Annotated in this window: 24 protein-coding genes; 10 read left to right on the top strand and 14 right to left on the bottom strand. The window is 51.7% G+C overall.

The window, feature by feature from the left end:
- On the top strand, window positions 1-1,071 hold the full coding sequence (gene dadX / locus WM46_RS05180; RefSeq protein ID WP_102601631.1) for a catabolic alanine racemase DadX: 1,071 nt from the start codon (window positions 1-3) through the stop codon (window positions 1,069-1,071).
- Window positions 1,072-1,177: 106 nt separating this feature from the next.
- Here the strand turns inward: dadX and WM46_RS05185 are convergent, their stop codons facing one another.
- Both WM46_RS05185 and ldcA read right to left on the bottom strand, forming a co-directional pair.
- Complete coding sequence (locus WM46_RS05185) at window positions 1,178-2,911, bottom strand: potassium/proton antiporter (RefSeq protein ID WP_061077755.1); 1,734 nt, start codon at window positions 2,909-2,911, stop codon at window positions 1,178-1,180.
- A 98-nt stretch (window positions 2,912-3,009) separates the two neighbouring features.
- The gene (gene ldcA / locus WM46_RS05190; RefSeq protein WP_102601632.1) at window positions 3,010-3,924 is read right to left on the bottom strand and encodes a muramoyltetrapeptide carboxypeptidase; all 915 of its coding nucleotides are present in this window, start codon (window positions 3,922-3,924) and stop codon (window positions 3,010-3,012) included.
- A 138-nt stretch (window positions 3,925-4,062) separates the two neighbouring features.
- Between ldcA and emtA the strand changes: the two genes are divergently transcribed.
- The gene (emtA, locus tag WM46_RS05195; protein WP_061077753.1) at window positions 4,063-4,674 is read left to right on the top strand and encodes a membrane-bound lytic murein transglycosylase EmtA; all 612 of its coding nucleotides are present in this window, start codon (window positions 4,063-4,065) and stop codon (window positions 4,672-4,674) included.
- Here emtA and WM46_RS05200 read toward each other — a convergent pair whose 3' ends face one another.
- Complete coding sequence (locus WM46_RS05200) at window positions 4,675-5,409, bottom strand: flagellar brake protein (RefSeq protein WP_102601633.1); 735 nt, start codon at window positions 5,407-5,409, stop codon at window positions 4,675-4,677. It abuts the gene before it with no gap.
- A 203-nt stretch (window positions 5,410-5,612) separates the two neighbouring features.
- Between WM46_RS05200 and WM46_RS05205 the strand changes: the two genes are divergently transcribed.
- On the top strand, window positions 5,613-5,867 hold the full coding sequence (locus WM46_RS05205; RefSeq protein WP_061077751.1) for a GlsB/YeaQ/YmgE family stress response membrane protein: 255 nt from the start codon (window positions 5,613-5,615) through the stop codon (window positions 5,865-5,867).
- A 119-nt stretch (window positions 5,868-5,986) separates the two neighbouring features.
- A complete protein-coding gene (locus WM46_RS05210) occupies window positions 5,987-8,098 on the top strand; it encodes a TonB-dependent siderophore receptor (protein WP_102601634.1) in 2,112 nt (703 codons plus the stop codon).
- A 53-nt stretch (window positions 8,099-8,151) separates the two neighbouring features.
- Here the strand turns inward: WM46_RS05210 and WM46_RS05215 are convergent, their stop codons facing one another.
- The 4 genes from WM46_RS05215 to dhaK all read right to left on the bottom strand — a co-directional run bounded on the left by WM46_RS05215 (window position 8,152) and on the right by dhaK (window position 13,118).
- The gene (locus WM46_RS05215) at window positions 8,152-9,858 is read right to left on the bottom strand and encodes an alpha,alpha-trehalase (protein ID WP_102601635.1); all 1,707 of its coding nucleotides are present in this window, start codon (window positions 9,856-9,858) and stop codon (window positions 8,152-8,154) included.
- Window positions 9,859-9,960: 102 nt separating this feature from the next.
- Complete coding sequence (gene dhaM, locus WM46_RS05220; RefSeq protein ID WP_102601636.1) at window positions 9,961-11,394, bottom strand: dihydroxyacetone kinase phosphoryl donor subunit DhaM; 1,434 nt, start codon at window positions 11,392-11,394, stop codon at window positions 9,961-9,963.
- Window positions 11,395-11,404: 10 nt separating this feature from the next.
- Entirely contained in the window at window positions 11,405-12,037 is a 633-nt protein-coding gene (gene dhaL / locus WM46_RS05225) for a dihydroxyacetone kinase subunit DhaL (protein ID WP_102601637.1), read from the bottom strand.
- A 10-nt stretch (window positions 12,038-12,047) separates the two neighbouring features.
- Entirely contained in the window at window positions 12,048-13,118 is a 1,071-nt protein-coding gene (gene dhaK, locus WM46_RS05230; RefSeq protein ID WP_061077747.1) for a dihydroxyacetone kinase subunit DhaK, read from the bottom strand.
- Window positions 13,119-13,358: 240 nt separating this feature from the next.
- Here dhaK and dhaR point away from each other — a divergent pair, with 240 nt between their 5' ends.
- Window positions 13,359-15,263, top strand: a complete 1,905-nt coding sequence (gene dhaR / locus WM46_RS05235) for a dihydroxyacetone kinase operon transcriptional regulator DhaR (RefSeq protein ID WP_102603775.1) — start codon at window positions 13,359-13,361, stop codon at window positions 15,261-15,263.
- A gap of 49 nt (window positions 15,264-15,312) precedes the next feature.
- Here the strand turns inward: dhaR and WM46_RS05240 are convergent, their stop codons facing one another.
- Window positions 15,313-16,782, bottom strand: a complete 1,470-nt coding sequence (locus WM46_RS05240; protein ID WP_102601638.1) for a hypothetical protein — start codon at window positions 16,780-16,782, stop codon at window positions 15,313-15,315.
- Between the two features lie 210 nt (window positions 16,783-16,992).
- Between WM46_RS05240 and WM46_RS05245 the strand changes: the two genes are divergently transcribed.
- Window positions 16,993-17,217 (top strand): hypothetical protein, encoded by a 225-nt coding sequence (locus WM46_RS05245; protein ID WP_061077745.1) that lies wholly within the window; start codon window positions 16,993-16,995, stop codon window positions 17,215-17,217.
- A 267-nt stretch (window positions 17,218-17,484) separates the two neighbouring features.
- Here the strand turns inward: WM46_RS05245 and WM46_RS05250 are convergent, their stop codons facing one another.
- Both WM46_RS05250 and WM46_RS05255 read right to left on the bottom strand, forming a co-directional pair.
- Window positions 17,485-18,201 carry a YebC/PmpR family DNA-binding transcriptional regulator gene (locus WM46_RS05250; RefSeq protein WP_102601639.1) on the bottom strand — a complete coding sequence of 239 codons (717 nt, stop codon included), beginning with the start codon at window positions 18,199-18,201 and terminating at the stop codon, window positions 17,485-17,487.
- A gap of 488 nt (window positions 18,202-18,689) precedes the next feature.
- Window positions 18,690-19,343, bottom strand: coding sequence for a LysE family translocator (locus WM46_RS05255; RefSeq protein ID WP_102601640.1), 654 nt, complete (start codon window positions 19,341-19,343; stop codon window positions 18,690-18,692).
- Between the two features lie 142 nt (window positions 19,344-19,485).
- Between WM46_RS05255 and WM46_RS05260 the strand changes: the two genes are divergently transcribed.
- From WM46_RS05260 to WM46_RS05270, 3 genes are all read left to right on the top strand, one after another.
- Window positions 19,486-20,655 (top strand): IS30-like element ISCfr4 family transposase, encoded by a 1,170-nt coding sequence (locus tag WM46_RS05260; RefSeq protein WP_102601641.1) that lies wholly within the window; start codon window positions 19,486-19,488, stop codon window positions 20,653-20,655.
- A gap of 22 nt (window positions 20,656-20,677) precedes the next feature.
- Window positions 20,678-21,825 (top strand): IS3 family transposase gene (locus tag WM46_RS05265; RefSeq protein WP_102601642.1). Its coding sequence is split into 2 segments (ribosomal slippage): window positions 20,678-20,915 and window positions 20,915-21,825, totalling 1,149 coding nucleotides; the frame shifts between segments, so codons are not numbered across the junction.
- A 284-nt stretch (window positions 21,826-22,109) separates the two neighbouring features.
- Entirely contained in the window at window positions 22,110-22,520 is a 411-nt protein-coding gene (locus tag WM46_RS05270) for an ASCH domain-containing protein (RefSeq protein WP_187394382.1), read from the top strand.
- Between the two features lie 425 nt (window positions 22,521-22,945).
- On the opposite strand, the gene WM46_RS05275 is transcribed toward WM46_RS05270, so the two are convergent.
- The 4 genes from WM46_RS05275 to ycgZ form a co-directional block, all read right to left on the bottom strand.
- Entirely contained in the window at window positions 22,946-23,509 is a 564-nt protein-coding gene (locus tag WM46_RS05275) for a LuxR C-terminal-related transcriptional regulator (protein WP_102601643.1), read from the bottom strand.
- 110 nt (window positions 23,510-23,619) lie between these two features.
- Window positions 23,620-23,886 (bottom strand): biofilm development regulator YmgB/AriR family protein, encoded by a 267-nt coding sequence (locus WM46_RS05280; RefSeq protein WP_061078054.1) that lies wholly within the window; start codon window positions 23,884-23,886, stop codon window positions 23,620-23,622.
- A gap of 41 nt (window positions 23,887-23,927) precedes the next feature.
- Window positions 23,928-24,233, bottom strand: a complete 306-nt coding sequence (locus WM46_RS05285) for a hypothetical protein (RefSeq protein WP_102601644.1) — start codon at window positions 24,231-24,233, stop codon at window positions 23,928-23,930.
- A gap of 71 nt (window positions 24,234-24,304) precedes the next feature.
- Window positions 24,305-24,544: a regulatory protein YcgZ gene (ycgZ, locus tag WM46_RS05290; RefSeq protein ID WP_061077730.1), complete on the bottom strand. Its 240-nt coding sequence runs from the start codon at window positions 24,542-24,544 to the stop codon at window positions 24,305-24,307.
- A gap of 324 nt (window positions 24,545-24,868) precedes the next feature.
- On the opposite strand from ycgZ, the gene WM46_RS05295 reads away from it, so the two are divergent.
- Window positions 24,869-26,089 carry a diguanylate phosphodiesterase gene (locus WM46_RS05295; RefSeq protein WP_061077729.1) on the top strand — a complete coding sequence of 407 codons (1,221 nt, stop codon included), beginning with the start codon at window positions 24,869-24,871 and terminating at the stop codon, window positions 26,087-26,089.
- Window positions 26,090-26,283: the final 194 nt, after the last annotated feature.

Genomic DNA, 26,283 nt, shown 5'->3' on the forward strand with positions numbered 1-26,283 from the left:
ATGACCCGCCCTATACTGGCCAGCCTTGACCTGCAGGCGATGAAACAAAACCTGAGCATTGTGCGTCAGGCCGCACCGGACGCCCGCGTCTGGTCAGTGGTGAAAGCCAATGCTTATGGACACGGCATAGAACGTATCTGGAGTGCGCTGGGCAACACCGACGGTTTTGCTCTTTTGAATCTGGAAGAGGCGGTCACCTTGCGTGAGCGCGGCTGGAAAGGGCCGATCCTGATGCTGGAAGGTTTTTTCCACGCCGACGATCTGGAACGGTACGATACCTGGCGTCTGACCACCTGCGTTCACAGCAACTGGCAGTTGAAAGCGATCCAGAATGCGAAGCTGAAAGCGCCGCTGGATGTTTATGTAAAGGTTAACAGCGGCATGAACCGCCTGGGATTCCAGCCGGAACGGCTGCAAACCGTCTGGCAGCAGTTGCGGGCGATGCCGAACGTCGGTGAAATGACGCTGATGTCGCACTTTGCCGACGCTGAGCACCCTGACGGGATCCACAATGCAATGGCGCGCATTGAGCAGGCAGCGGAAGGGCTGGATTGCCGCCGTTCGCTGTCAAACTCCGCGGCCACGCTGTGGCATCCCGATGCACATTTTGACTGGGTACGCCCGGGCATTATTCTCTATGGCGCTTCGCCGTCAGGTCAGTGGCGCGATATCGCCAATACCGGACTGAAGCCGGTGATGACGCTGAACAGTGAAATCATTGGCGTGCAGACGCTGAAAGCCGGAGATCGTGTCGGCTATGGCGGACGGTATACTGCCAGAGGCGAACAGCGCATTGGCATTGTGGCGGCGGGGTACGCGGATGGCTATCCGCGCCATGCGCCGAGCGGAACGCCGATGCTGGTGGACGGTGTCCGGACCACAACGGTGGGAACGGTGTCAATGGATATGCTGGCGGTGGATTTGACGCCATGCCCACAGGCGGGCATTGGAACGCCGGTGGAGCTGTGGGGTAAGGAGATCAAAATTGACGACGTGGCGAAATCAGCGGGAACGGTGGGCTATGAGCTGATGTGTTCGCTGGCGCTGCGCGTTCCTGTTGTGACGGTGTAACTTCTATAGAGTTGTCTGATGGCGCTGCGCTTATCAGGCCTGGTGAGTCAGCGCATTTTGTAGGCCGGGTAAGGCGTAGCCGTCACCCGGCAAAAAAACATCGACGTTACTCATCCTCATCTTCAGCCACGCGAACACCAACCTTCAGCACCGCATTATCTTCCTTCTCGGCCACGGTCCAGATCATGCCAGCAAATTCAACCTGGTCTCCGACAACCGGAGCGGCCCCCAACAGTTGCTGAACAATTTCGCCCAGCGTTTGCTGCTTATCGCGGTACTCCGTTCCGTCATCCAGACCATAAATCAGCGCCACGTCGGCATACTTGGCGCTGGCTTCCAGAATAAAGTCGCCGAAGAAGCGCTGATCCAGCGCCACCGGCGGTGACTGACTGAACAGTTTACCCAGCGCCGGGAGATCGCGTTCACGCCCGATGACGCACAGCACATCGCCTTCACGCAGACGGGTGCTGCCGGTGGGATGAAACAGCACATTGTCACGAAACAGCGCCGCTATGCGCGTTTCCTGAGGCATATGCAGATCGCGCAGCGCCGCGCCGACACACCATTTATCGGCGCTGAGCTGATAGACAAACTGCTCCCACGGATTGTCCGGATGAATATCCAGACCGACGCGTGAGACCGGCCAACCGACCGGTGGAACCACCACCCTGGCCTTTTTCGCCGCCCAGGAGAGCGAGGTTCCCTGGAAGACCAGTGATACCAGCACCACGAAGAAGGCGACGTTAAAGAACAGACGGGCATTTTCCAGACCCGCCATCATTGGAAAGACGGCAAGAATGATCGGTACCGCGCCGCGCAGTCCCACCCAGCTAATAAACACGCGTTCACGCAGATTAAAACCGCGGAACGGCAGCAGTCCGACAAAGACAGAGAGCGGTCGGGCGATGAAAATCATCCCGGCGGAAAGGATCAACGCTGGAACAGCAATCGGCAACAGGTCAGAAGGATTCACCAGCAGTCCGAGCACCAGGAACATGCCGATCTGCGCCAGCCAGGCCAGACCATCGAAGTTTTGCAGAATGCCAAAACGGTTGCGAATCGGGCGGTTGCCCAGCAAAAAACCGCACAGATAGACCGCCAGGATCCCGCTGCCTTCCAGCGCCGTGGTCAGGGCAAACACCAGAATCCCGCCGCTCAGGGCTAATAGCGGGTAGAGTCCGGCGGGCAGGGAGATACGATTAATCATCTGCTGTAGCAGATAGCCGCCACCCAGCCCAAGCAGGATGCCCAGACCAAACTGCTGAATAATGTGGACCGCGAACATCCAGCTCAAGCCGGTTTCGTGCTGCTGAATCATCTCGATCAGCGTAATGGTCAGAAATACCGCCATCGGATCATTACTGCCGGATTCAATTTCCAGCGTCGCGCCGACACGCTCATTCAGCCCTTTGCCGCCAAGCAGGGAAAAAACCGCCGCCGCATCCGTTGAACCGACAATGGCGCCAATCAACAGCCCCTGAATCAGATCGAGATTAAACAGCCAGGCGGCGATCATACCGGTTAACCCGGAGGTGATCAGGACGCCAACGGTCGCCAGAGAAAGGGCCGGGCCCAGCGCGACGCGAAACGAACTGGCCTGCGTTCGCATCCCGCCATCAAGCAGAATAATCGCCAACGCAAGGTTACTGACCATATAGGCAAAGGGATAATTATCGAACGGGATACCGCCGACGCCATCGACGCCCGCCAGCATGCCAATTGCCAGGAAGATAACCAGAATCGGAATGCCAAGGCGTGATGAAAATGAACTGAGTAAGATACTGCTGGTAACGAGGACGGACCCCAAAATGAAAAGACTGATTATTGCCGCGGCGTCCAACGTTCGGTTACTCCTCAATTAGCCATTTTTTTTCAGCATTGACATTACCATATTAACGGCTGCAACCGGGCGTTACTTAGCCCTGCAGCCGTTTTTTTTTATGATTTCAGAAAGGGATGACCCGAGACCGTCAGTTGCGTACCGTTTTGACTGTTTTGCAACACGGCATGTGCGCCTAACGCCAGCGTAACGGTTCGCGACTCATGACCAAAATCGAGCCCGGTGATCAGGGGAACAGAGAGGCGTTCACGTAAAAACGCATACACCGTGCTGAGATCGTAACCGGCATCGTAATCATTCGGGGCGCTGCCGCTAAAACTGCCCAGCACAATGGCGCTCTGGCGATTTAAAATACCGGCGTTAAGCATTTGCAACAGCATGCGCTCAACGCGAAAAGGGTGCTCATTAATGTCTTCCAGCACCAGAATGCCGCTTTCAATTTTGGGCATCCATGGGGTGCCGATGAGCGAAATCAGCATCGCCAGATTACCGCCCCACAGCGTTCCTTCCGTGTGACAGGCCGGACCATCGCCTTGCCATTCCACTGTGTACTGCGCCTGACGTAATGCCTGCCAGAAATGGGTCTGCGTGAAGGTATTCAGCTCCGGCGCGCCAACGTTCGCCGCCAGCATCGGGCCACTGAAAGTGATGACATTGCCCTGCGCCAGCAGACCGCACTGGATCGCCGTAAAATCACTGTGCCCGCAAATGAGCAGCGGATCCCGCTGTTGCCGGGCCGCAAGGGCCTGCCAGTCAATGTGCTCCAGTAGACGGCTCGCCCCATAGCCGCCGCGCACCGGCATGACGATAGTGTCCGGCGCGGTGAGATGCGCAAGGCCGTTCACGTCCGCCAGACGCTCCGAATCCGTACCCGCAAAGCGTTGATGGCGACGACTGACCACCGCCGTATTATCGACCTGATGCCCGGCCTCCTTAAGGCGCTGGATACCAAGCAAAGCCGCGTGCTGATTGATGCAATAGCCCGAGGGGGCAATTAAGTGAAACCGGGACATGGCAATTCCTTGCTACAACAGAAACCAAATGTATATCATGCCGCCTATAGTAGAACGTTTTGCCGGAGGGTGCTTTGCTAATCCGGTTTATAACGGTGGTTTTAGTAACGAAGCGTTCCGGCGATAAGGACAGAAGACGTGAAATTGAGATGGTTTGCTTTTTTTATTGTGTTGCTTGCAGGCTGTAGTTCAAAACAAGATTATAAAAATCCTCCGTGGAACGCGGAAGTGCCGGTGAAACGAGCCATGCAATGGATGCCGATCAGCGAAAAAGCCGGTGCGGCGTGGGGCGTTAGCCCACAATTGATTACGGCGATTATCGCCATTGAGTCGGGCGGGAATCCCAATGCGGTCAGTAAATCGAATGCGATAGGGCTGATGCAGCTGAAAGCGTCAACCTCCGGGCGTGATGTTTATCGCCGGATGGGCTGGAGTGGCGAGCCTTCGACCAGTGAACTGAAAAACCCGGAACGGAATATCTCAATGGGCGCTGCCTACCTGAGTATTCTGGAGACCGGCCCGCTCGCCGGCATTGAGGATCCGCAGGTGATGCAGTACGCGCTGGTGGTCTCCTACGCCAACGGCGCAGGCGCGCTGCTACGCACGTTCTCCTCTGACCGGAAAAAGGCAATTAACAAAATCAACGATCTCAGCGCCGATGAATTTGTTGAACACGTCGCGGATAACCATCCTGCGCCCCAGGCGCCGCGCTACATCTATAAATTGCAGCGCGCGCTGGATGCGATGTAATTAGTCGCGCACTTTGTTCGATTTCTCTCTCGCCTCACGCTCGAGGGAAAAGATAATCCGCTGAAGTTCCCGCTCCACCGCCGGGCCGACGTTGAGAAAACGAAAGCTCAGGCGGGGAGTGGAAATGGTCTCGTTTTTCCCGTCAATCACTTTGCGTTCGGTTACGGAAATCAGTTGTGCGTCAAAGTGAAACATCCCCCATTCCCCCATATCCAACGCAATCTGCGAAAAACGCATCCCCTCGGTGAGACCTGACGGTTTCGGGCCTTCCAGCAGCGCGCCCATTCCGCCGAGGGAAAGATCGTACAGACGAAAACGTAGGGTGCTGTTATCCGGCATCTGAGCCGTACAACCGTAGGGAGGATGGAGCGGCGCGCAGATGCGGAAGTATTCCCGTCGTTGCACAAACCACAGCGCCGGAGGGAGCGGGGTGATAAAGGCCGGAAGCTGCTGATACTCACCGCTCTGCAACTGCTCAAGGGTAAACTCGACCTTCGCGCCCTGGGTTTCGGCGGTAAAGGTAATATTGCGCGCTTTTTGCACGGCGAGGTTTTCTTTTTGCTGACTGCCAAAGTCCATCACCAGTCTTTCGGCCGAGACGTCAAGGATCTTGCTGATAAATTGTCCGCCGGACCAGGAGACGCGCAACGGTACCTGGTTGCTGTTTAAGTCGCGAAGAACGCCCAACACCGCCAACGGATTTTGCTTCAGGAACTGCTCATTGTAATGACTCACGCGGAATGACTCCTGGATGCCTGACAGTCTATCGAACGGTTATCGGCAAGACGCAGGAGAACTTAATACAAACGCGTGATTTTTTTTACCAAAGACAAATAATTCAGTCTCGCGGAAACAACGAGGATCAAGGGGTTGCCTATACTTAACGGACAAGCGCAAGAATCTGTTGCGTGTGGTTTCCCTGAAAAGAGGGTCTGAACATGGGAATTATTGCCTGGATTGTATTTGGTTTGATTGCCGGTGTTATCGCCAAATTGATCATGCCGGGACGTGACGGCGGCGGATTCATCCTGACCTGTATTCTCGGTATCGTTGGTGCCGTAGTGGGCGGATGGCTGGCGACCATGTTTGGTATTGGCGGCACGATCAGTGGTTTTAACCTCCACAGTTTCCTGGTCGCTGTGGTGGGCGCCATTGTGGTGCTGGTGGTATTCCGGCTTGTACGCCGCGATTAACAATACGGCTCCTGCGGGAGCCGTGTTTTTATCGACATTCCCCTTCAATTCCTCTCTTGATTTACCCATTGAAATGAGAATAATTAGCATTCCAATTTAAGCTGATAATTATTCTCACTATGACAACTTCTTGCTTTCGACTTTGCGCGCTTTCTGGCTGTATTTCACTGGCTCTGACCACATTGTCCTATGCGGCGGACACCAACGAATCGATCATTGTCGTTTCAGCGACAGGTCAGGAGAGCCTGCTGCCTGCCTGGACTAACAGTGCCACCAAATCTGCTGTCCCGGAAAGTAAAACGCCACAGGTGATTAATACCATCGATAATCACGAGATCACGTTGCGGCATGCGAATTCCGTCAACGAGATCCTGCGCTATGCGCCTGGGGTATCGACAGAAGTGCGCGGCAATACCTCCTATATGAGCGAGTACAAGATTCGCGGTTTCTCTGTCGATCAGGAGTACTACAACGGCTTGCAGTTGCCGTACAACGTCACTGGTAATACCAAAGCACGTATCGACCCGCTGCTGGTGGAAAGCGTCGATATTCTGAAAGGGCCCGCCTCTGTGCTGTATGGCAACGGTTCGCCGGGGGGGATGGTGAATATACAGGGCAAAAAACCGCAGGCTGAGCAAAAAACGGAGATAGGCTTTAATACCGGTACGCGAAATCTGAAAGAAGGCTATCTGGATTCCACCGGCAAAATCAGCGACAGCGACTGGAATTACCGTCTGCTGGGCAAGGCGACAGAGGGCGACGATCAACCGCACACCACCCGTTATGAAGACTATCTTTTGGCGCCTTCCGTCACCTGGCAACCAGACAGAAAAACGCGCCTGACGCTGGATGCGCTGGTGCAAAATACACCGTCGTTGTCGCCATCGAACCCGTTACCGATTGCCTATTTGCGCTCGGGTTATGCCGATCGTCGTGATTACGCCGGTGATGAGTGGAGTGGCTTTAAGCAGCGTCAGTGGATGGTGGGTTATCATTTCGAACATGAATTTGACAGCGGTTGGGGATTCAGTCAGCAGGCGCGCTATTTTGATGTCGATACGCACCAGCGCAGCGTCTATTCAACCGGTAATGGCACAAACCCGGTCTGGATGCTGGACCGCTTTGCTTATACCACCGATGAAGATCTGAAGAGTTTCAACATCGACAACCAGGTGACGAAGACGGTCACGCTGGGCGACTGGCAGCACCATCTGCTGGCCGGTTTTGATTATCAGAAACTCGACAGCCATTACTTCTACCGTTACGCCAGCGCCACGCCGGGAATCGACATGCGCGACCCGGATTTCCATCAGGTGCATACCGCCGATCTGGGGTTGTACACCGCACAGAAAAACCGCCTTTCTTATCAGCAAAATGGCTACTACCTGCAGGATCAGGTGGCATTTGGCGGCTTAAATCTGTTGGCCAGCCTGCGTTATGACGATTACCGGTCAACGACGACCGATGCGCTGCAAAATGATGAGAAAACCTGGATCTCACAGGACCGGGTGACCAAACGTTTTGGCGCGCTTTATGCCTTTGAAAACGGTATTTCACCGTTTATCAGTTATTCCGAAGGTTTCAAACCGATTTCACCACAGGGCACGCTGACGTCGAAAGAGGTGAAGCCGACAACCAGCAAACAGCTGGAAGGCGGGGTGAAATACCTGCTGGCCGATTACGCGACCACGCTGACGGCATCGGTGTTTAACATCCGTCAGAAGAATGTTCTTTCCGCCACGCCAACCTGGGATTATCGGCAGACCGGGGAGATCGAATCAAAAGGCGCGGAACTGTCGGTGATTAGCCGACCAGGTGACAACGTCACCTTGATTGCCAACTACGCCTACACCCATGCGATCAATACTGAAGACGAAACATACGAAGGCAAACGCCCGACACAAGTGCCGGAGAATGCGTTTAATCTGTGGGGCGATTACACCTTCGATGCGACCGTACTGCGCGGGCTAACAATGGGCGCTGGGGCGCGCTATACCGGACCGATGGAAATCGCGCCGGATAACAAGAGTGGTAAGCTGGGAGGAACAACGCAGTACGATCTCGCCGTGTCATATCAGTTAGGTGAGGTGCTGCCTTCATTGCGCGGCGTGACGTTAAAAGCCAGCGCGCAGAATATCACCAATAAAGAAACCTTCAGTTGCTACGACAGCACCAACTGCTGGATTGGTCGTGACCGCACGGTTCAGGTCGGGGCAAGCTACCGTTTCTGATCGCGTGAAGCGAAAACCGGCCTGGTATTTCCAGGCCGGTCAGGCGTCGGCTATTACGGCGTTGCCTGTTTTTGTGTCGGTTCGGTGGAGGTCTGGCTAGTTACAGGACGCTTTTCCGGCACGCTGTCGCACGGATTTTCCTTCGGACAGATCAGGTCGAGCATTTTCAGCGTGACGCCGTTGCTCCAGCCAAAACCATCCTGTAACGGATACTCACCGCCGCCACCGCCGGTTCCGGTGCTGCTGACGTCATATTTTTCCACCAGCTTTTGCTCGCGATCGTATGTGTGCTGCACGTTGGTCAGAAATCGCCAGCTTACCTCCATTGCTACGTCATTCTGCCCGTAGTTCTGTAAGCCCTCGGTGGCGACCCATTGCAGCGGCGCCCAGCCGTTTGGCGCATCCCATTGCTGTCCGCTTTTCACCGAGGTGGTGGCAAGACCGCCCGGCTGCAACAGATGCGCGCGAGTGGCCGCGGCCATTTTACTGGCGCGATCTTTCGAGGCCGCGTTGACATACAGCGGGAACAGGGCGGCAGCGGTCAGTTGATTACGCACCTGCTTGCTCTTCAGATCGTAATCCGCATACCAGCCTTCTTTGTCATTCCACAGGTAGTGTTCAATCGCTTTCTGTCGGGCGTTTGCCAGCGTGTCGTACTGGCTGGCTTTTGCTTCATCCCCCGCGGCTTTGCTGGCGCGCGCGAGGATTTTTTCCATCTTGTACAGCAGCGCGTTAAGATCGACCGGAACGATGCTGGTGGTCCGTAGCGTGCCGAGCTGTTGTGGGTTATCCATCCAGCGCGAACTGAAATCCCAGCCGGATGCCGCCGCAGCGCGCAGATCGCGATAAATGTCGGTGGCCGGACGGTTTGGATTGCTTTTTGCCGTGGCGATATCCTCAACCCACGATTCCGGTCGCGGCGTATCCCGCTCATCCCAGTAGCGGTTCAAAATGGTGCCGTCATCCAGTTTCACCACCCGTTTATTCTGTTGACCGGCCTGCAGCGTTTCTACGCCTTCCATCCAGTAGGTGTACTCTTTTTGCAGTTGCGGCAGGTACTTTTTCAGCGCATCGTCGCCGTCATGCTGCGCCAGCAGTTCCACCATCAGGGAGAAGAAGGGCGGCTGGGAGCGGCTCAGATAGTAGGTGCGGTTGCCGTTGGGGATATGACCGAAGGCATCAATCTCCCAGGCAAAGTTCGCCACCATATCGGCAATTTTGTCCCAGTGATCGCTTTCGGCAAGTCCCAGCATGGTGAAGTAGCTGTCCCAGTAATAAACTTCCCGGAAGCGCCCGCCGGGCACCACGTAAGGTTCAGGCAGCGGCAGCAACGAATCCCATTTTCCCGCGCTTTCGGTAGAGCGGGTCAATACTGGCCACAGTCCGTCGATATGTTCACGCAGCGATTGTCCTTCCGGCGGAACATATTTTTCTCCCTCTTTTGGCAACGTGAAGTTGACGCTCACAAAGTGGCGTAAATCGAAACTGGACTGATTTTTTTGCATCCGGTAATCCGCGAGGATCATCAGCGGATCGCTGTTAGGCACGGCATCGGCAAAGGTTTTTTGGTCGGGGAACAGTCTGGCATTCTGCACATCGTTAAACAGCGGGCCGAGCAAAATATCCGGCGGTTGCGGCGGGGTAACCGGCATCTCTTCTGCGTGCACTGACAGTGAAGAGAAGGACAGAAGGGTGCCGGAAACCGCTAATTTTATGACCCATGACAGCGAACCAGACGTGCAAAAAGCAGGGGTATGCATTGATTCATCTCCTTAGTGCGTACCGAACAACGGTATCTACCATGAGAAAATCGTAGTCCAGGATCGCCCCCGGCGCGTTGTTACCCCTCCTTTTTTGCGACGTTACAGGGTTTTCCTTTCCCTGACGACGCGATTTTCCGCCACATTAACGGACAGCCGCTCGCCCGTCTGCACATCGTCAAGCGCGTCGCCCTGTTGGCATATCCAGGCGATGCCCATCTCGCGGGCGATCAAGGCGCCATGCGCGAGAGGACTGCCTTCCCGCAGACAAATACCTTTCACTACGTTCGGGTCGAGTTCCGGCACCGTTGAAGGAAACAGATTGTCGGCGACCAGGATGGCTGGTGCGGTGAAATCAGGTAACGTCAGCGGGCTTTGCAACAAATGACGTAGCGTACGATGCAGGAGATCGTCGATATCGATATAGCGAGCCTGCAGATAGGCATCATCCAGTTGCCGATATTGCATGCTGAGGTTGCTCAGCACCTGCTGCCAGGCATATTCCGCGGTACAGTGTTCGCTACGCAGGATCCCGCAGGCGGTATCAAACAGCTCCGGATCGTCCAGCAACATATGATGACCGGAGAAAATGGCCGCCAGATCACCAGGCCAGTTTTCTTCCATGCGGGTGAGCAGCGTCATCAGATCGAGCAGCGTGAGATCCAGCGCGTTACGCAGTCGTGCCTGTTCTGCAACGGGGCTGAGATCGGACGCTTGTCGAACCGGCGGCAGCGTTGGCGTATAACAGAACGCGCTGCCCGTGATCGCCTCCGTCGATGATGCGGTAACCGCCGCATCGTCCAGCGATTCACCGAAGTTCTCCGCAGCCAGTTGGCTAAACGCGGCCAGCGCGTCATCCGCCTGCGCTCCGCTTGCCAGCAGACGGACCGTGTCATTACAGCGAACCTGCAACAGCGATATCTGATTAAGGCTATCCGGCGTGACGCACTTGCCGTTTTTTTCCAGTAGCAGATCCGCGTCAAAGGCCGACAGCGTTGCCACAAGCCGGGACGCCGGACGAATGTGCAAACCGTTGGGGTTTTTGATCACCACGGACACCGATTTTGCCGCCGCGTCCGGTTCGCTAAAGACCGGAGTCATGCGGGTCTCAGAAGCCGAAGAGGGTAAACCCAGTTGTTCGCGCTTGGCCTCAAGGGCGTTCGTCGCATCGGCGATGACCTTTTCGATATCCGCGCCCGCGGCGGCGCTCACCGTTGCCGCCAGCGTCCCTTCAACCAGCGGTGCGGCGCACAACCGCACTTTACCGGCAATGGTCGGGTCGAGAAGATCCAGCGCCGTTTCTGCACTGAGCAGGGCGCTGCCGATGTCCATCATCACCAGCACGTGATCGGTATCAGCAACAGACTCGATCGCCTCCATCACCTTGATGGGGTCGGTCCCGATGGGGTTTTGCGGATCGTCGATACCGGCGGCAATGGCTATTTTACAGTCGCCGCCCATTAACATCTGTTGCGCCAGTTCGCCCACCCCCTCACCGAGGCGGGCGCTATGAGAGACTATCACCAGGTTTACCATCTTACTGTCCTTACTCTTTTGCTGCGGCTGCCAGCATCTGGATCATAAACATCACCGAGGTTGCGCCCGGATCCTGATGCCCGATGCTGCGCTCGCCCAGATAGCTGGCGCGACCTTTGCGGGCCTGCATCGTAATTGTGCTTTGTGCGGCGGCTTCAGCCTGAGCGGCAGCGGTGTCGAGCGCGGCAATAACGGAGAGGTTCTGCTCGCTTGACTGGCGCAATGACTCCGCCACCGGCACCCAGACATCGCACATCGTTTTATCACCCGGCTCGGCTTTACCCCGGCTAATCACGCCATCAGCGCCTTCACGCATCATTTGATAAAGTTCATTAAGCGACAAACTCTGATGCGCCTGAGTGACCTGCGCGGCGCGGATAAAAAAGGTGCCGAACAGCGGGCCGCTGGCTCCCCCGACGTTTGACAGCAGCGTCATCCCGGTATTTTTTAAAATAAACCCGATATCTTTATCCGCAATGGCCGGTAATTTTTCGACCACTTTGCTAAAGCCGCGATGCATATTCAAACCGTGGTCGGCATCGCCTATCTCGCGATCCAGCCCGGTGAGATAATCACTCTCTTTGCTGAAAATCTCTCCGCAGCGATAAAGCCAACTCACAATTTGCGCTCTGTTCAGTGACATGACTCTCTCCTTAGTTGCCCCAGTTCAGGCCTGGGGTATGAACCGGTGCGTCCCAGAGTGCCAGCGTCTCGTCATCCACTTTTAACAGGGTGATGGAAAAGCCGGTCATATCCAGTGACGTACAGTACGAACCAATCAAATTACGTTCGATGACGATACCCGCCTGCTGGCAGCGTTCGTCGAGACGGTTATAGACGCCATACAGTTCAGAAAGCGGCGTGGCGCCGAGGTTATTGACCAGCGCGATGACGCGATCGCCACGCTGCAAAGGCTGTTTACCTTGCTTATCGTCCTGCCAGACGCCCTGAGCGGGATCCCAATGTCGCAGTGTGCGGTTATAGGTGCCGTTTTCCAGCAGGGTATCGAACATTTCGTCAACGGTCTGATCGAGGGAGACGAAAGCGCGACGGTCGATGCCGGGCTCGCCGTGGATCCCTACGCCGAACTCCATTTCATTGTCGGCAAGGGTGAAAGAGGGCTGACCAGCGGCCGGAACCGTACAGGCAGCGAGGGCGATACCGATCGAATGGCCGTGATTATTGAGTTTACGGCCAAGTTCCGCACAGGCTTCCAGGGAATCGCCGCGTTCTGCCGCCGCCCCGACCAGTTTTTCAATCAGTACGGTGTTGGCGACGCCGCGTCGTCCGGCGGTATAGAGGCTGTCTTTGACGGCCACGTCATCATCCACCACCACGGTAGTGACTTTCACGCCACTTTCGTGCAGCAGTTCAGTGGCGGTTTCGAAGTTAAGAATATCGCCGGTGTAGTTTTTCACGATCAGCAGCACGCCTTCACCGCCGTCAATCTGCATGGCGCATTCAAACATTTTGTCGGGAGTTGGAGAGGTAAAAATTTCGCCGGGGCAGGCGCCAGACAGCATGCCCTGACCAATATAGCCGCAGTGCATCGGTTCATGTCCGCTGCCGCCGCCGGATAGCAGCGCGACTTTGCCCTGAACGGGGGCATCTGCACGGGTCACATATACCGGATCCTGATGCAGGGTCAGCGACGGGTGCGCTTTTGCGAGGCCAGCCAGTTGTTCACTCAGTACGTCTTCCACACGGTTAATCAGCTTTTTCATTTTCTTGCTCCGGGTCTTAGGCTCCAGGGGATCGATGGTGTTCAACGCCACGGCGACCGCTCGCTGCCGATACCGTAATTGTGCCCCAGCGCGCGAAAAAGAAAATTCATCAATGTTATGTTCCAAAAGAGAACATTTATTTTGATGAATGTTCCATAACGGAACGCAAAAGCGCGAAATACGGCAGAATTGCGAGCGACCGCACCCTGAAATGAGGGAAAACAGACAGTGAACAACAGCGTGAACATCAGCGATGAATCGAATACCCCTGAATTTATTCGCGACTCGTGGCTACGCTGCGGCAAAATGATGCAGCGTGATTTCTGGGCGCAGCCGCACCGGGCACAGGGACTGACGTTTGACTCGATTTGTCGGCGTAAGACGGCGATGCTCACGCTTGGACAGGCGGCGCTGGAGGACGCATGGGAATACATGGCGCCACGAAAGTGTGCGCTGTTTATTCTGGATGAGAGTGCGTGTGTACTGAGCCGCTGTGGCGATCCAAAGACGCTACGGCAACTGGCGGAGCTCGGTTTTGTCGACGGCACCTATTGTGCCGAAAGCATCATTGGCAGTTGCGCGCTGTCGCTGGCCTCTGTGTTAGGGCAACCGGTGAAAACGCAGCCCGATCACCATTTTAAACAGGCGCTCGGCGCGTGGAGTTTTTGCTCAACGCCTGTTTTCGACAACCATGGCCGCCTCTTAGGATCCATTGCGCTGGGCTGTCCGGCAGATCACGCCTCGCCCGCCGATCTGCCATTAACCCTGGCGATTGCGCGTGAGGTGGGAAACTCGCTGCTCACCGACAGCCTGCTTGCCGAATCGAACCGTCATCTCAATCAGCTGTACGGTTTGCTGGAGAGCATGGATGACGGCGTGATGACCTGGAACGCGCAGGGAAGTCTGCAATTCATCAATGCTCAGGCAGCACGGTTACTGCATCTTGATGTGACGGCTGCCCATGGCAAAAACCTCAGTGAACTCCTGACGCTGCCCAGCGTGCTGGTGCGCGCGATCCGCCATCAGCGTCCGCTGCATCATGTTGAGGCAACATTTGAAAGCCAGCATCAGTTCGTTGATACCGTGATTACCCTCAAACCGATTGTCGAAGCGCAGGGCACTAGTTTTATTCTGCTGCTGCATCCGGTGGAGAAGATGCGTCAGTTGATGACCAGTCAATTGGGTAAAGTGAGCCATACCTTTGCGCAGATGGCGCAGGACGATCCGCAGACCCAGCGTATCGTTCATTTTGGTCGTCAGGCGGCACGGGGCAGCTTCCCGGTGTTGTTATGCGGCGAAGAGGGCGTGGGCAAAGAGTTGCTGAGTCAGGCGATTCATAATGCCAGCGAACGGGCAGAAGGCCCGTATATTGCGGTGAACTGTCAGTTGTACGCCGATCAGGTACGGGATTTTATCGCCAGTACGGCGGATGACGACAGTGAAGGGCGGTTGAGCCGCCTGGAACTGGCGCACGGCGGTACGCTGTATCTGGAAAAAATTGAGTATCTGGCGCCAGAACTGCAATCGGCGCTATTACAGGTGATCAAACAAGGGGTGATCACTCGCCTGGACGCGCGGCGGGTGGTGCCCGCTGATGTGAAAGTGATTGCCGCTACCACGGTGGATCTGGCGCGACTGGTGGAACAAAACCGTTTTAGCCGCCAGCTCTATTACGCGTTGCACGCCTTTGAAATAATGATTCCACCGCTGCGACAGCGGCGTAACAGCATTCCATCGCTGGTAAATCACCGCCTGCGTCGGCTGGAAAAACGCTTTTCGACCCGGCTGTTTATGGATGACGATGTGTTGACTCCGCTGATTGCCTGCGACTGGCCGGGTAATGACTTCGAGCTCAACAGTGTCATTGAGAATACGGCGCTGAGAAGTGAGAACGGGCGTATTCACCTGAACCATCTGCCGGAATATCTCTTTAACGAGCACCGGACCTCAGAACCCGCGACCGATCGTTTCTCTGCCAGCGTCGCTTTCAGCGATATTGAGAAAGACGCCATTATTCACGCGGCAAGGGTGACCGGCGGGCGGATTCAGGAGATGGCCAGCCTGCTGAAAATTGGCCGTACCACCTTGTGGCGAAAAATGAAGCAATACAATATTAACGCCGCGCATTTTAAGTTGAGCCCCTGATAAGCCGGATTGTTGCAAAGAATTTTAAGTGATTCCCGTCAGGCGTCGGTTAAAACCAGACAATAACAAAACTGCCATTTTCCCGGCGTCGAATCGAGGCCGTTTTGCCTTTACGAGTCAGTTCAGCGATACGCTGTCTGGCTACGTCACTATCCTCTTCATGCAGTTGGCTGAGCAGAATTTCAGGCGTATCCATGAGCTTTCTCATTTGCACAGGATTCAAGCGTTTCTGCATCTGAAGACGCCCGAGCTGAAATTGGTCAATGTGCTTTTGTATTTCCAGACTGACTTCATCGTAGCTGTTTTTAATCATGGAGGCGGTCGGCAGCCTGATGTCGTGTCGGTGTTTTTTATCACGGTTCTTGCGTAAAACGGCGGTTTCTATTTTTTCGGCGACTTTCTCCGCCAGGATCTCCAGTCTCTGGCCAGAGCGCTTTTTCCAGCTGCACCAGGAGAGTTTGCACGATTTCTCCTGGTGCCATTCAAGATAAGCTTCTTGTAGAAGCGCCAGCCCATGAACATATTTAATTCCCTGAGCCAGGTTATCAATTTTTATCAGGCGCGCACTCTGGAGCAGTCGAAGATCCGCAAAGTCGGGTTCGTTAAGTTTTGATGCCGATGAGGCCCGCGTAAATGCGATCTGGTCACAGGCTAACTGTTTTTCCGCCTCAAGATTCGCGTTATGTCCCCGGCTTAACTGATAGCGGACATGTTCCACGATTTCATCGATATGCGCTTGTGTCATGTCCGGATAAAGAAGTACGGAAAGATTAAGTTCGGTTTTGATTTCAACATCACTTTGAGGTGAGAAATCGTCCTGGATTTTCAGTGTGATGATGTCATCCATTATTTCCTTGGGGACATCAGGAGAAAAGGGGGCGACATGACGGTACCAGGCATTTTCAGGTATCGCAACGTGCTCCGTAGCGTAATGAAAAGACATGGGCAAATAGCTGTCATAAGACCGGATATGGTCGGTAACGGATACGGGGGATGTAATTTGAGTAATGTACCCGCCGTCAAAAAAATCGTCCCACACTCTGTCAAAACCACTCTTTTCCTCCCATCGTAGTAGCTCACGATAGAGGGAAATATAGTCATACCAGTGAATTAACAACGCGGGGGGATAGCGATAGGGAATTCTGGACTGAAAGGTTTTACGGCTATTAAAGATGCCGTTAACCCCTTTCTTTAGCTGAGCACTCAATTTATCGTCTGGCTCGTCTATTGACCGCTTAAGGTAGTCTACGCCGTTTTGCAGCCGGGTTTTGAGTTCAGCCATCGGTGGGCGGATGATCACACAGTCAAAAATTTCTTCTTTGAACCGATTGAGGGTTTCGCTATCCGTGTAGTCACCTAGAAAGTGGAATGTCCGCGAGATATCCGCGTAAATCTCGATGATACGGGTGAACTCCTCCGGGTACTGTTTAATCACCGCCAGCTTATAGACCTCTTTTGCCAGAAGATCCCGGATGGCAGTGAGCGCATTCTTTCTGTTGTCTTCCAGTATTTTTCCCATTTGATACTCACCCTGTTCTCGCAGCCCTAAACCGCAAAATGTAGCGTAAGTGATTATGCAATAACAGGAGCCACATTGCCGATCAAATGAGGATTTATTGCAAGAAATGGGTGGGTATATTTGCCTCCGGAAAACGCAAAACACCCAGGCCTGAGGTCCGAAAGTGTCGCTGCGTTTTAAACGTGAACGAGTAAAAAGAGGTAATAATCAATGAGTAACAATACGAACATCCACGTCTTTACCGATGAGACGCTGGCCGATCATGACTTTGAAATTGCGGTAAAAGTGAATCAGGCAACCACAAAGCATGTGGCGAGACAAATGGTGCGGATGACCGCACCGCAGCAGATGCGTGTTCAGTCACATCGGGGCATCGAGGAGTTGATGTTTGATGAGCAAACGCTGGACGCAATTCTGGCGCATATTCCCCGCTGACTTGCGGAAAGCTCGGTTTGCGATGTACTGAAATTCTCCGTGGATCTATGTCGTCCGGACTAACGTTGGAAGTTGCTGCAAAGGGTACCCATGACGGGTGCCCTTTGCGCGATGTGCAGTCTGGTACAAGGGAGGCGGGTCTGTTATGAACGGTGAGTTCAACGGGTCGATGGACACTCTCCCTAAAACCTGGCTAAATATGTTTTTTTATAACAACGTTATAAGATTAAAAAATCTGCCGTAATGACAGATTTCTTTCATTCTTAATTAGAGGTTTGCAACGTTGTGATATACTTTTTGAACATCATCGTCATCTTCAAGGGCATTAACAAGCCCTTCAAAGATTTCTAAATCTTCTGGTGAAAGTTCAACTTCTGATTGAGCAATCATTTCTAATTCTGTTGTTGAGAATTCAGTAATCCCTGCTGCTTTTAGCGCTGAAATTCCTTTGTGAAGGTCTGTAGGTTCAGTATAAATAACGATGTTTCCTTCTTCTTCGGTTACATCACGCACATCAACTTCAGCATCCAGCAAAATTTCAAAAATACGGTCAGGGTCTGTTCCTTTAAATACAATCACGCCAGTGTTGTCAAACATATAGCTGACAGAACCTGCCGCGCCGATATTGCCGCCTTTTTTATTGAAAATTGTGCGGACATTAGCAATCGTACGGTTAACATTCGAAGTCAACGTTTCAGCGATAACCATTGCACCATTGGGCCCAAAGCCTTCATAACGCCCTGGCACGAACGTTTCATCTCCGCCACCTTTGGCTTTATCAATGGCTTTATCAATAACGTGTTTTGGGACTTGTGCTTGTTTAGCACGTTCAATAACGAACTTTAAAGATGAGTTTGATTCTGGATCTGGTTCACCTTGTTTAGCAGCAGCATAGATTTCTACACCGAATTTTGCATATACGTTAGATGTTGCACCGTCTTTAGCCGTTTTTTTAGCAACAATATTGGCCCATTTACGTCCCACTGGAATGGTCTCCTCGAAAATTTATTTACATTACTGGCAGGTTAATAACCTGCATATTTTTACTGCCATATTATATCATGACATGTAAATCCTCGTCTATGAGAAATAAAAATATCCCATTTTAGGGAGTGTTACTTTAATATTATCAATTGTTAATATTATGGGTAAGCTATATCCGAAATATCTTCTGGTTCTTTTTTATTCTTAATGGTTGAACCGCAGCAATAATAGATAAGACAAGAAAAACAAAAGTGCTGTTCCAGGACGAATACCTTTTTAAAGGCTTTCGATACCGCATTAACTAAATAGCTATCAAGAATGCTGGATCTGGCATAGCGTAGGCCGCAGGCGAGATCGGATTCTGGAGGTTGTCATTTCACAGGGTATTCATGTTATACGCCTGCTTCCGACATGAAGCGTGCCGGAGGCAGCGCCGCGAGGTCTGCTTTGAGCGAGAAGCGGACCTGGGTTTACCGATTCGGAAAAACTTAATTGGCAGATTTCGATACGACACCAGACCCGCTAAACAACATGCGGATACCGAGGCCTATCATGACAACGCCAGTAAATCGTTCCTGCCATTTGATAAAGCCTGGGTGTTTACTTAGCCAGTTTCCAAATGTTCCTGATGCCATCGCGACTGACCCCAGGGAAACAATTCCTGCCAGTTTCTGGATACTACCCAGAACGAGAAATTGCAACCAAACAGGACCCGCTGCGGGATCGACAAACTGAGGAAGAAAAGCAAACATGAACAGCAGGGATTTTGGGTTAGTCAGGCTGTTCAGGGCGCCTTCCTTAACGGCATTCCAGTCAGAAATTTTTGCTGTTTTCCGCAGCCGCGTATCAGTGCCTGAAGTCGCAATCATTTTTATGCCCAGCCACATCAGATAAGCCGCACCAGCCCACCTTAACAGATCTAGCGCAACCGGCCAGGCATGAACAACGGTTACCAGCCCCAGGACAAGAAAAGAAACTTGCACAAAGCCTGCTACAAATACATTACCCAGTACCGTAAGCAGTGCAATACGTCTTCCCTGACCGACTCCTCTGGCGATAGTTAGCATCATGTCTGGCCCCGGAGAAATCTCCAGAAGCGTCAGCGCGAGAAGAAAAGTTATAAACGTTTCGATGGAAGGCATCTTGGTAGAGTCCGGAACAATATTTCCGCTACGTTACCTCAGTCCGATTCGAGCCGAAAGCGGAATATACTGCAGCGTCCGCTCCTGGCTGTGAGTTCAACGGGTCGATGCAACACTATCCTTAATCAAGGGGGACGTTGCCATGAAACGAAGAACTCGGATTAACTACACGCCAGAGCAGAAGGCGATTATCTGGGACAGATATAAGCAAGGTGATTCCCTGCATGATATCGCCAGAATGTTCGACAGATTTCATTCTTCCATTATGCCCACTATCCACCAGACAGGCGGCTACCGTCCTCCCGTGCGAAAGCGGCACCGATTAGCGCTTTCGCTTGATGAAAGAGAGGAGATATCCAGAGGGCTGGTAGCAAAACTCAGTATCAGGGACATCGCCGCCAAATTATCAAGAGCGCCCTCAACGATTAGCCGCGAGATCAGGAGGCACGGTGGTGCAAAACAATACCGTGCAGCAAAAGCCGATGCTACTGCATGGGAAAATGCGCGGAGACCAAAACCTTGCAAGCTAATTGAAAGCCCCGCATTGTGTAAAATCATTGCAGAGAAGATGCATCAGGACTGGTCACCGGAACAGATCGCCGGTTGGCTGAAACGCTGTTATCCGGATAATCAGGAAATGCATGTGTCACACGAAACGATTTATAAAACGCTTTTTATACAAACCCGGGGAGCATTAAAAAAAGAGCTGCAGCAATGCCTCAGAAGCGGAAGAGCAGTGCGTAGATCCAGAACGTCATCGCTTAAAGGGAAAGGATTAGGGTCAATCCCGAACACTATACCTATCAGCGAAAGGCCACCAGAGGCGGCTGACAGAGCCATTCCCGGTCACTGGGAAGGTGACTTGATTCAGGGCTCGAAAAACTCCTATATCATCACCCTCGTAGAACGTCATTCCCGTTTTGTTATGCTGGCGAAGATCAGAGACAACAAGACCATAACGGTTATATCTGCACTCATCAGACAAGCCCGGGAATTACCTGCTGAGCTTTATAAAACATTAACCTGGGATCGTGGCGCTGAAATGACCAGCCACACACGATTTACTGTAGCGACAGACATTCAGATTTATTTTTGTGATCCTCAATCTCCCTGGCAACGTGGCTCAAATGAAAATACGAACAGATTGCTCAGACAATATTTTCCAAAAGGAACTGACTTATCGGTTCACAGCCAGCAAAGACTTAACAGTGTTGCCAGACAACTCAACGAAAGGCCGAGAAAAACGCTAGACTATGAATCACCCGCAGAACTGAATCGCCACTGGTTTAACAGACACCTCAGAGTCATTTAAGATGGCTTAAAGAGAGGTGCCCATGAGCGGTAAGCGTTATCCCGAAGAGTTTAAAATTGAAGCAGTCAAACAGGTTGTTGATCGCGGTTATTCTGTTGCCAGCGTTGCAACACGTCTTGATATCACCACCCACAGCCTTTACGCCTGGATAAAGAAGTACGGTCCGGATTCTTCCACTAATAAAGAACAGTCAGATGCTCAGGCCGAGATCCGCCGTCTCCAGAAAGAGCTGAAGCGGGTTACCGATGAACGGGACATATTAAAAAAAGCCGCGGCGTACTTCGCAAAGCTGTCCGACTGAGGTACGCCTTTATCCGTGACAACACCTGTTGCTGGCCTGTTCGCCTGCTCTGTCGGGTGCTGGATGTACATCCCAGTGGTTTTTACGCCTGGCTTCAGCAGCCGCATTCACAACGCCACCAGGCAGACCTGAGACTGACAGGGCAGATTAAACAGTTCTGGCTGGAATCGGGATGCGTCTATGGTTATCGCAAAATCCATCTGGATCTGCGGGACAGCGGGCAACAGTGCGGAGTGAACAGAGTCTGGCGACTGATGAAACGTGTCGGGATAAAGGCTCAGGTCGGATACCGGAGCCCGCGGGCACGTAAAGGCGAGGCCAGTATCGTGTCGCCCAACAGGCTCCAGCGACAGTTCAATCCGTATGCTCCGGATGAGCGTTGGGTAACGGACATAACCTACATCAGGACCCACGAAGGCTGGCTGTATCTTGCCGTGGTGGTTGATCTGTTCTCACGCAAAATTATCGGCTGGTCCATGCAATCCCGGATGACAAAGGACATTGTCCTGAACGCTCTGCTAATGGCTGTATGGCGGCGTAATCCCCAAAAACAGGTGCTGGTTCATTCGGATCAGGGCAGTCAGTACACAAGCCATGAGTGGCAGTCGTTCCTGAAATCACACGGGCTGGAGGGCAGCATGAGCCGTCGCGGTAACTGCCATGATAATGCGGTTGCAGAAAGCTTTTTCCAGTTGCTGAAACGCGAACGGATAAAGAAAAAGATCTACGGAACGCGGGAAGAAGCCCGCAGCGATATTTTTGATTACATCGAAATGTTTTATAACAGTAAGCGTCGGCATGGTTCCAGCGATCAGATGTCACCGACAGAATATGAAAACCAGTATTATCAACGGCTCGGAAGTGTCTAGATTATCCGTGGCGATTCACAACTGTAAGCTCTACTGATACCCCGTACCAATCTTTAATGTGCTTTTCGTGATTCTGTACCACTACTAAGTAATCAATATGCTTGGTTTTTTACGATTTCAGCTCTTGGCTCAAAGCGAAACGAGCTGAAGAAAAGATCCCCAGTCCTCTATGAGCGATAAGCGGACCACATTATCTGAAGAAATGCATCACTGATAATGTCGGGACAGCTCATACTAAAAAATGTATAACTTTTCTTTTCATCGACGATTCAGAAGGGATTTTAATGGTTTCGGTTGAGGAAATAAAAATGAAGTATCCAGGCGCAGATGCCTTGCAAATGGGTGACAGCCAGGAACTGGCTAGCGAGCTTGCGGACTTGATCAAAAAAGGGATTAAAACGGCCTCTTGCGGATCTTTTGCCTCTTACCAGCAGGAGGAATCTGCCCCGAGGATTGGGAGTTATAACATTATCCTTGATGGCCAGAATGTTCCGGTCTGCGTGATCAGACTGGTTTCAATGCGACTGGTGCGTTTTTGTGATGTGACTGAGGCGTTCGCCCGCAAAGAAGGTGAAGGCGATTTAAGCCTTGAATACTGGCAGAAAGAGCATCAGCGGTTTTTCACCCGTGAAGGTCATTTTTCTGAAGATATGGAGTTGATCGCAGAAGAGTTTGAAGTGGTTGAGATGCTGTAAGACGAGATAAACGGATGACGTTTTATCAATTGCCATTTATAACAATGTCCGCTTCTGGCACGGCGCGGACGTGTTAACGAAGTTGAATGTCCGCTTTGAACGAACAGCGGACATTGACTTATCTGGACTCCAGGGGGATTCAACTGTAGCCGATGCAGCTTTCTGGGATAATTACACATTATCGACTGAATCGCCTCGAGTTTTAATCTTCGCACCACCTGGACATACTGCAGTTTTTTTTCAAACGTCACATTAATGATATAAAAGATAGCATCAGAGAAGGAAATTATAATGACGCGCAGTCTTTTATATATGTTATACGTAACTTACGACTTTTATTCATACAAATAAGTCAGCCCAGCCAGGGTAACGAATATCGCCTCAGGAATATCTGAATATTAGTCGCAGTGCGTTTCAACGTGATATCAATGATATTGATGACTTTCTGCCAGCCAGTTTTTGAACACGTCGCTGTGTAAGGTACGCAGTAAGTCAACAGCACCACTGCATCCCATTTTTTTTATCAGCGACTGCCGTGCCTGGTAGACCGTTTTTATATGCAGATTGAGATGCTCTCCCATTTCCGCTATGCGCTTTCCGTCTTTGATCAAATTAATTAACACTCTCTCACGACGGGTCAACACTACAGGTATTTTACGTTGTAGCTGCTCTTCGGTAGCGTGGCTAATTGAAATGATAAATTTCTGCAACTCTTCAATACTCGAATTCATGGGAAACTGATAAAACGCGATGCCATCAAGAAAATGGAAAAACGAACCATCAGTCAGAAGAATAATTTTGCTGCTACCTCGATCGTAGTTATGCTTCAGGACGTCAAGGTATTGGTTCTCGGATAAAAACACGTACCGTATTGCAGTATTCCCAAAGGCGATGTGTTCTAAAATGCTTTCCACTCCCCATCTGAGATAATTATCTGACAACCAGAGATCGGCATGCTCTGACTGTACATAGTCTTCGCTACGCATCATTTATTTTCCAGTTCAGGAAAACCAGGAACATAAGGTCGGCAATAATCGACTGACCCACCGTTTAGCATTTAACTATAGCTGTTAACTGATTTATTTACCCGTTAAATGGCTCAAATATCGTCCATAGTATGTCCAACAACAATTTCCAATGTTTTTCTGATCACATCGGAATGTACGACGTCATCCGTAACTTCCAGCGTTTGTACCAAAGATAAAATGATATTTTTATTATTAATATGCTCACCCTTTATAAGAATATCGCGTATCGCCGCGCCCAAAACCATGGCTTCTTCAGCAAGAGCGTCGCCGGCATGACGAAAATAATCTGAAAGGACGTGATCAGGTAAAGCACTATAAATATCAGGTTGTTGTGTGATTGCTGTGTTCATCATTTTCACCATCATTAAAAGTTAAGCATCTAGTGAATTTTTCCTTTTCCCGGCTTCAGGGTTGTCCCTGAAAGTGAGCGGACGGTGTCCATTTGACCGCTATGTCTGGATGTCGGTGTTGACGTTGCTTTATCAGCCATCACCGCTTCGATGTACGCAATGATTAGCGGAAAAAGTTCTCGACGACGGGCATCCATTTCAGTTTCCTGCATAACGCGGAGTTGAGTGACCAAAGCCATTGAATTCACCGCCGCTTTACGTTTCAGCAGCGTCAACACTGCCTGGCCGATAAGTTCGTCTGTGAGTTGTTCAATGTCACTTCTGTTCATCATCATTCTCTCTTCTGCCGTTTTGCCCAGAACCTGGAAGACGGCATCATGTTGGTTCACGACTTTAATGCGAGGGTTCAGCGCTCAAAAAGCAAACCAATCAGCGCGTTATAATGAAGCTCCTCTTCTACACAGGTCGCTTTTTCCAGACGACCAAGTAGTTTTGTACACAGGGATTTGCGATTCAGATTGCGCCCGTCCGTTAGAATTTCCACCACAATCTGCCCCAATGTTTCCTGCTGAGTCGGCAAATTGGCCTTACTGAAATACTGTGCAATGGCGTTAGCGGTATCTGAAATGTAACCATTTTGCTGCATGGGACTCTCCTGTTCGAATCAGTAAAAGGTTAATGCTGCGTTATTCAACGTTAGAAAAATTGTACACAAAACCTGTACAAATGCATGATTACATTTTTACCAAAAAGTGCTAATTATTTATTTTCAATAAGTTACAAATTATACATAGGTATTGTTCTGATAGTTATCTGTACACCGCTTTGAGGCATCATTTTTGGTGATGCCATCGCTATCCTCTGTTTCCGACGACACTTGCCACTTTTAAGTAAAACTTTTGTTAATTTAGTGTGTTATATCGCCTCCGATCTGTTAGGGTTAAACATCATTCCTCAATGCCGGAAAATCATGCTCACTACCATTATCTACCGCAGTCATCTCTGTGATGACGTCCCGGTGAAGGCGCTCGAAAGTATGGTCGCCGCCGCTAACCTTACAAATGGGCATGCTGATGTGACAGGCATTTTGCTGTTTAACGGCACACATTTTTTTCAGTTGCTTGAAGGCCCTAATGAAAACGTAAAGGCTATTTATCAGGCAATTTGTGAAGACAAGCGCCACTATAATGTGGTCGAACTGCTGTGCGATCACGGCCCCTCCCGCCGCTTTGGGAAAGTGGGAATGGAGCTTTTTGATTTACGGGAACATGATCGGGGGGAGGTGTTACAGACCATTCTCGATAAGGGTACATCCCGATACCAACTTACCTACAACGACCGTGCGCTGCAGTTCTTCCGCACCTTCGTGGAAGCCACTGAAAAAGAGAACTATTTTGAGATCCCTCCCGCTGACACGTGGGATTTTATCGCGACCGATACCGCTCGCACGATTCCCCTGACATCAGTCAGCGAGAAGGCCAATTGCAGCTTTGCTTTTCAGCCCATCATCGATCCTCTTGCTCAGGAAATTGTCTCTCTGGAAGCGCTGCTGCGTACCCGTTCGGGTGATTCGCCACAGCACTATTTTGACAATATTAAGGGCGACGATATTTATCTGGCCGACCTGGAAAGTAAGAAAGTCGCTTTTACACTGGCAGCCTCACTGGGTCTGCGCGATCAGGTTTTGTCCGTGAATCTGTTGCCCATGACGTTGGTGAAGGTGCCGGATGCAGCCCGCTATTTGCTCAATGCCATTGCTGACAGTGGTCTTGTTCCGGAACAGATCATCGTTGAGTTCACTGAACGTGAGGCTATCTTAGAGTTTGACGCTTTTACGGAGACGGTGAGAACCCTGAAATCCTCGGGGATCAGCATCGCCCTCGATCACTTCGGTGCCGGTTTTGGCGGTCTGCGACTGCTGGCGCAGTTCCAACCCGACCGCATCAAAATCAATCGCGACCTCATTTGCGATGTGCATAAAAGCGGCCCGCGACAGGCCATTATCCAGGCCATGATCAAGTGCTGTGCGTCTCTGGAGATTGCGATATCAGCCGTCGGCGTTGAAAAGCCCGAAGAGTGGATGTGGCTGGAATCGGCGGGTATTTCTCAGTTCCAGGGACATCTTTTTGCAGCGCCTTGCTTCTGTGGAATTCCACCGGTTGCATGGCCGGAGAAAAAAACTCCGCTGTAATCCTCTTATTTCACCTGCTGTATTCATGGCGGCAGGTGAACCTCGCTACACCATTAGGGCAATTCTGTACAAGTTTCCTACCCCACCAGTCTTGTTTACCTGACGTTCACCATTTTTATCTATGCTTAATACGAGGCTGTTGTACAATAAATAATAAATTGTACAAACACGACTGATTCGTTAGTTTGTAAGGA

Source organism: Citrobacter freundii complex sp. CFNIH2, from assembly GCF_002880615.1.
GTDB lineage: Bacteria > Pseudomonadota > Gammaproteobacteria > Enterobacterales > Enterobacteriaceae > Citrobacter_A > Citrobacter_A amalonaticus_F.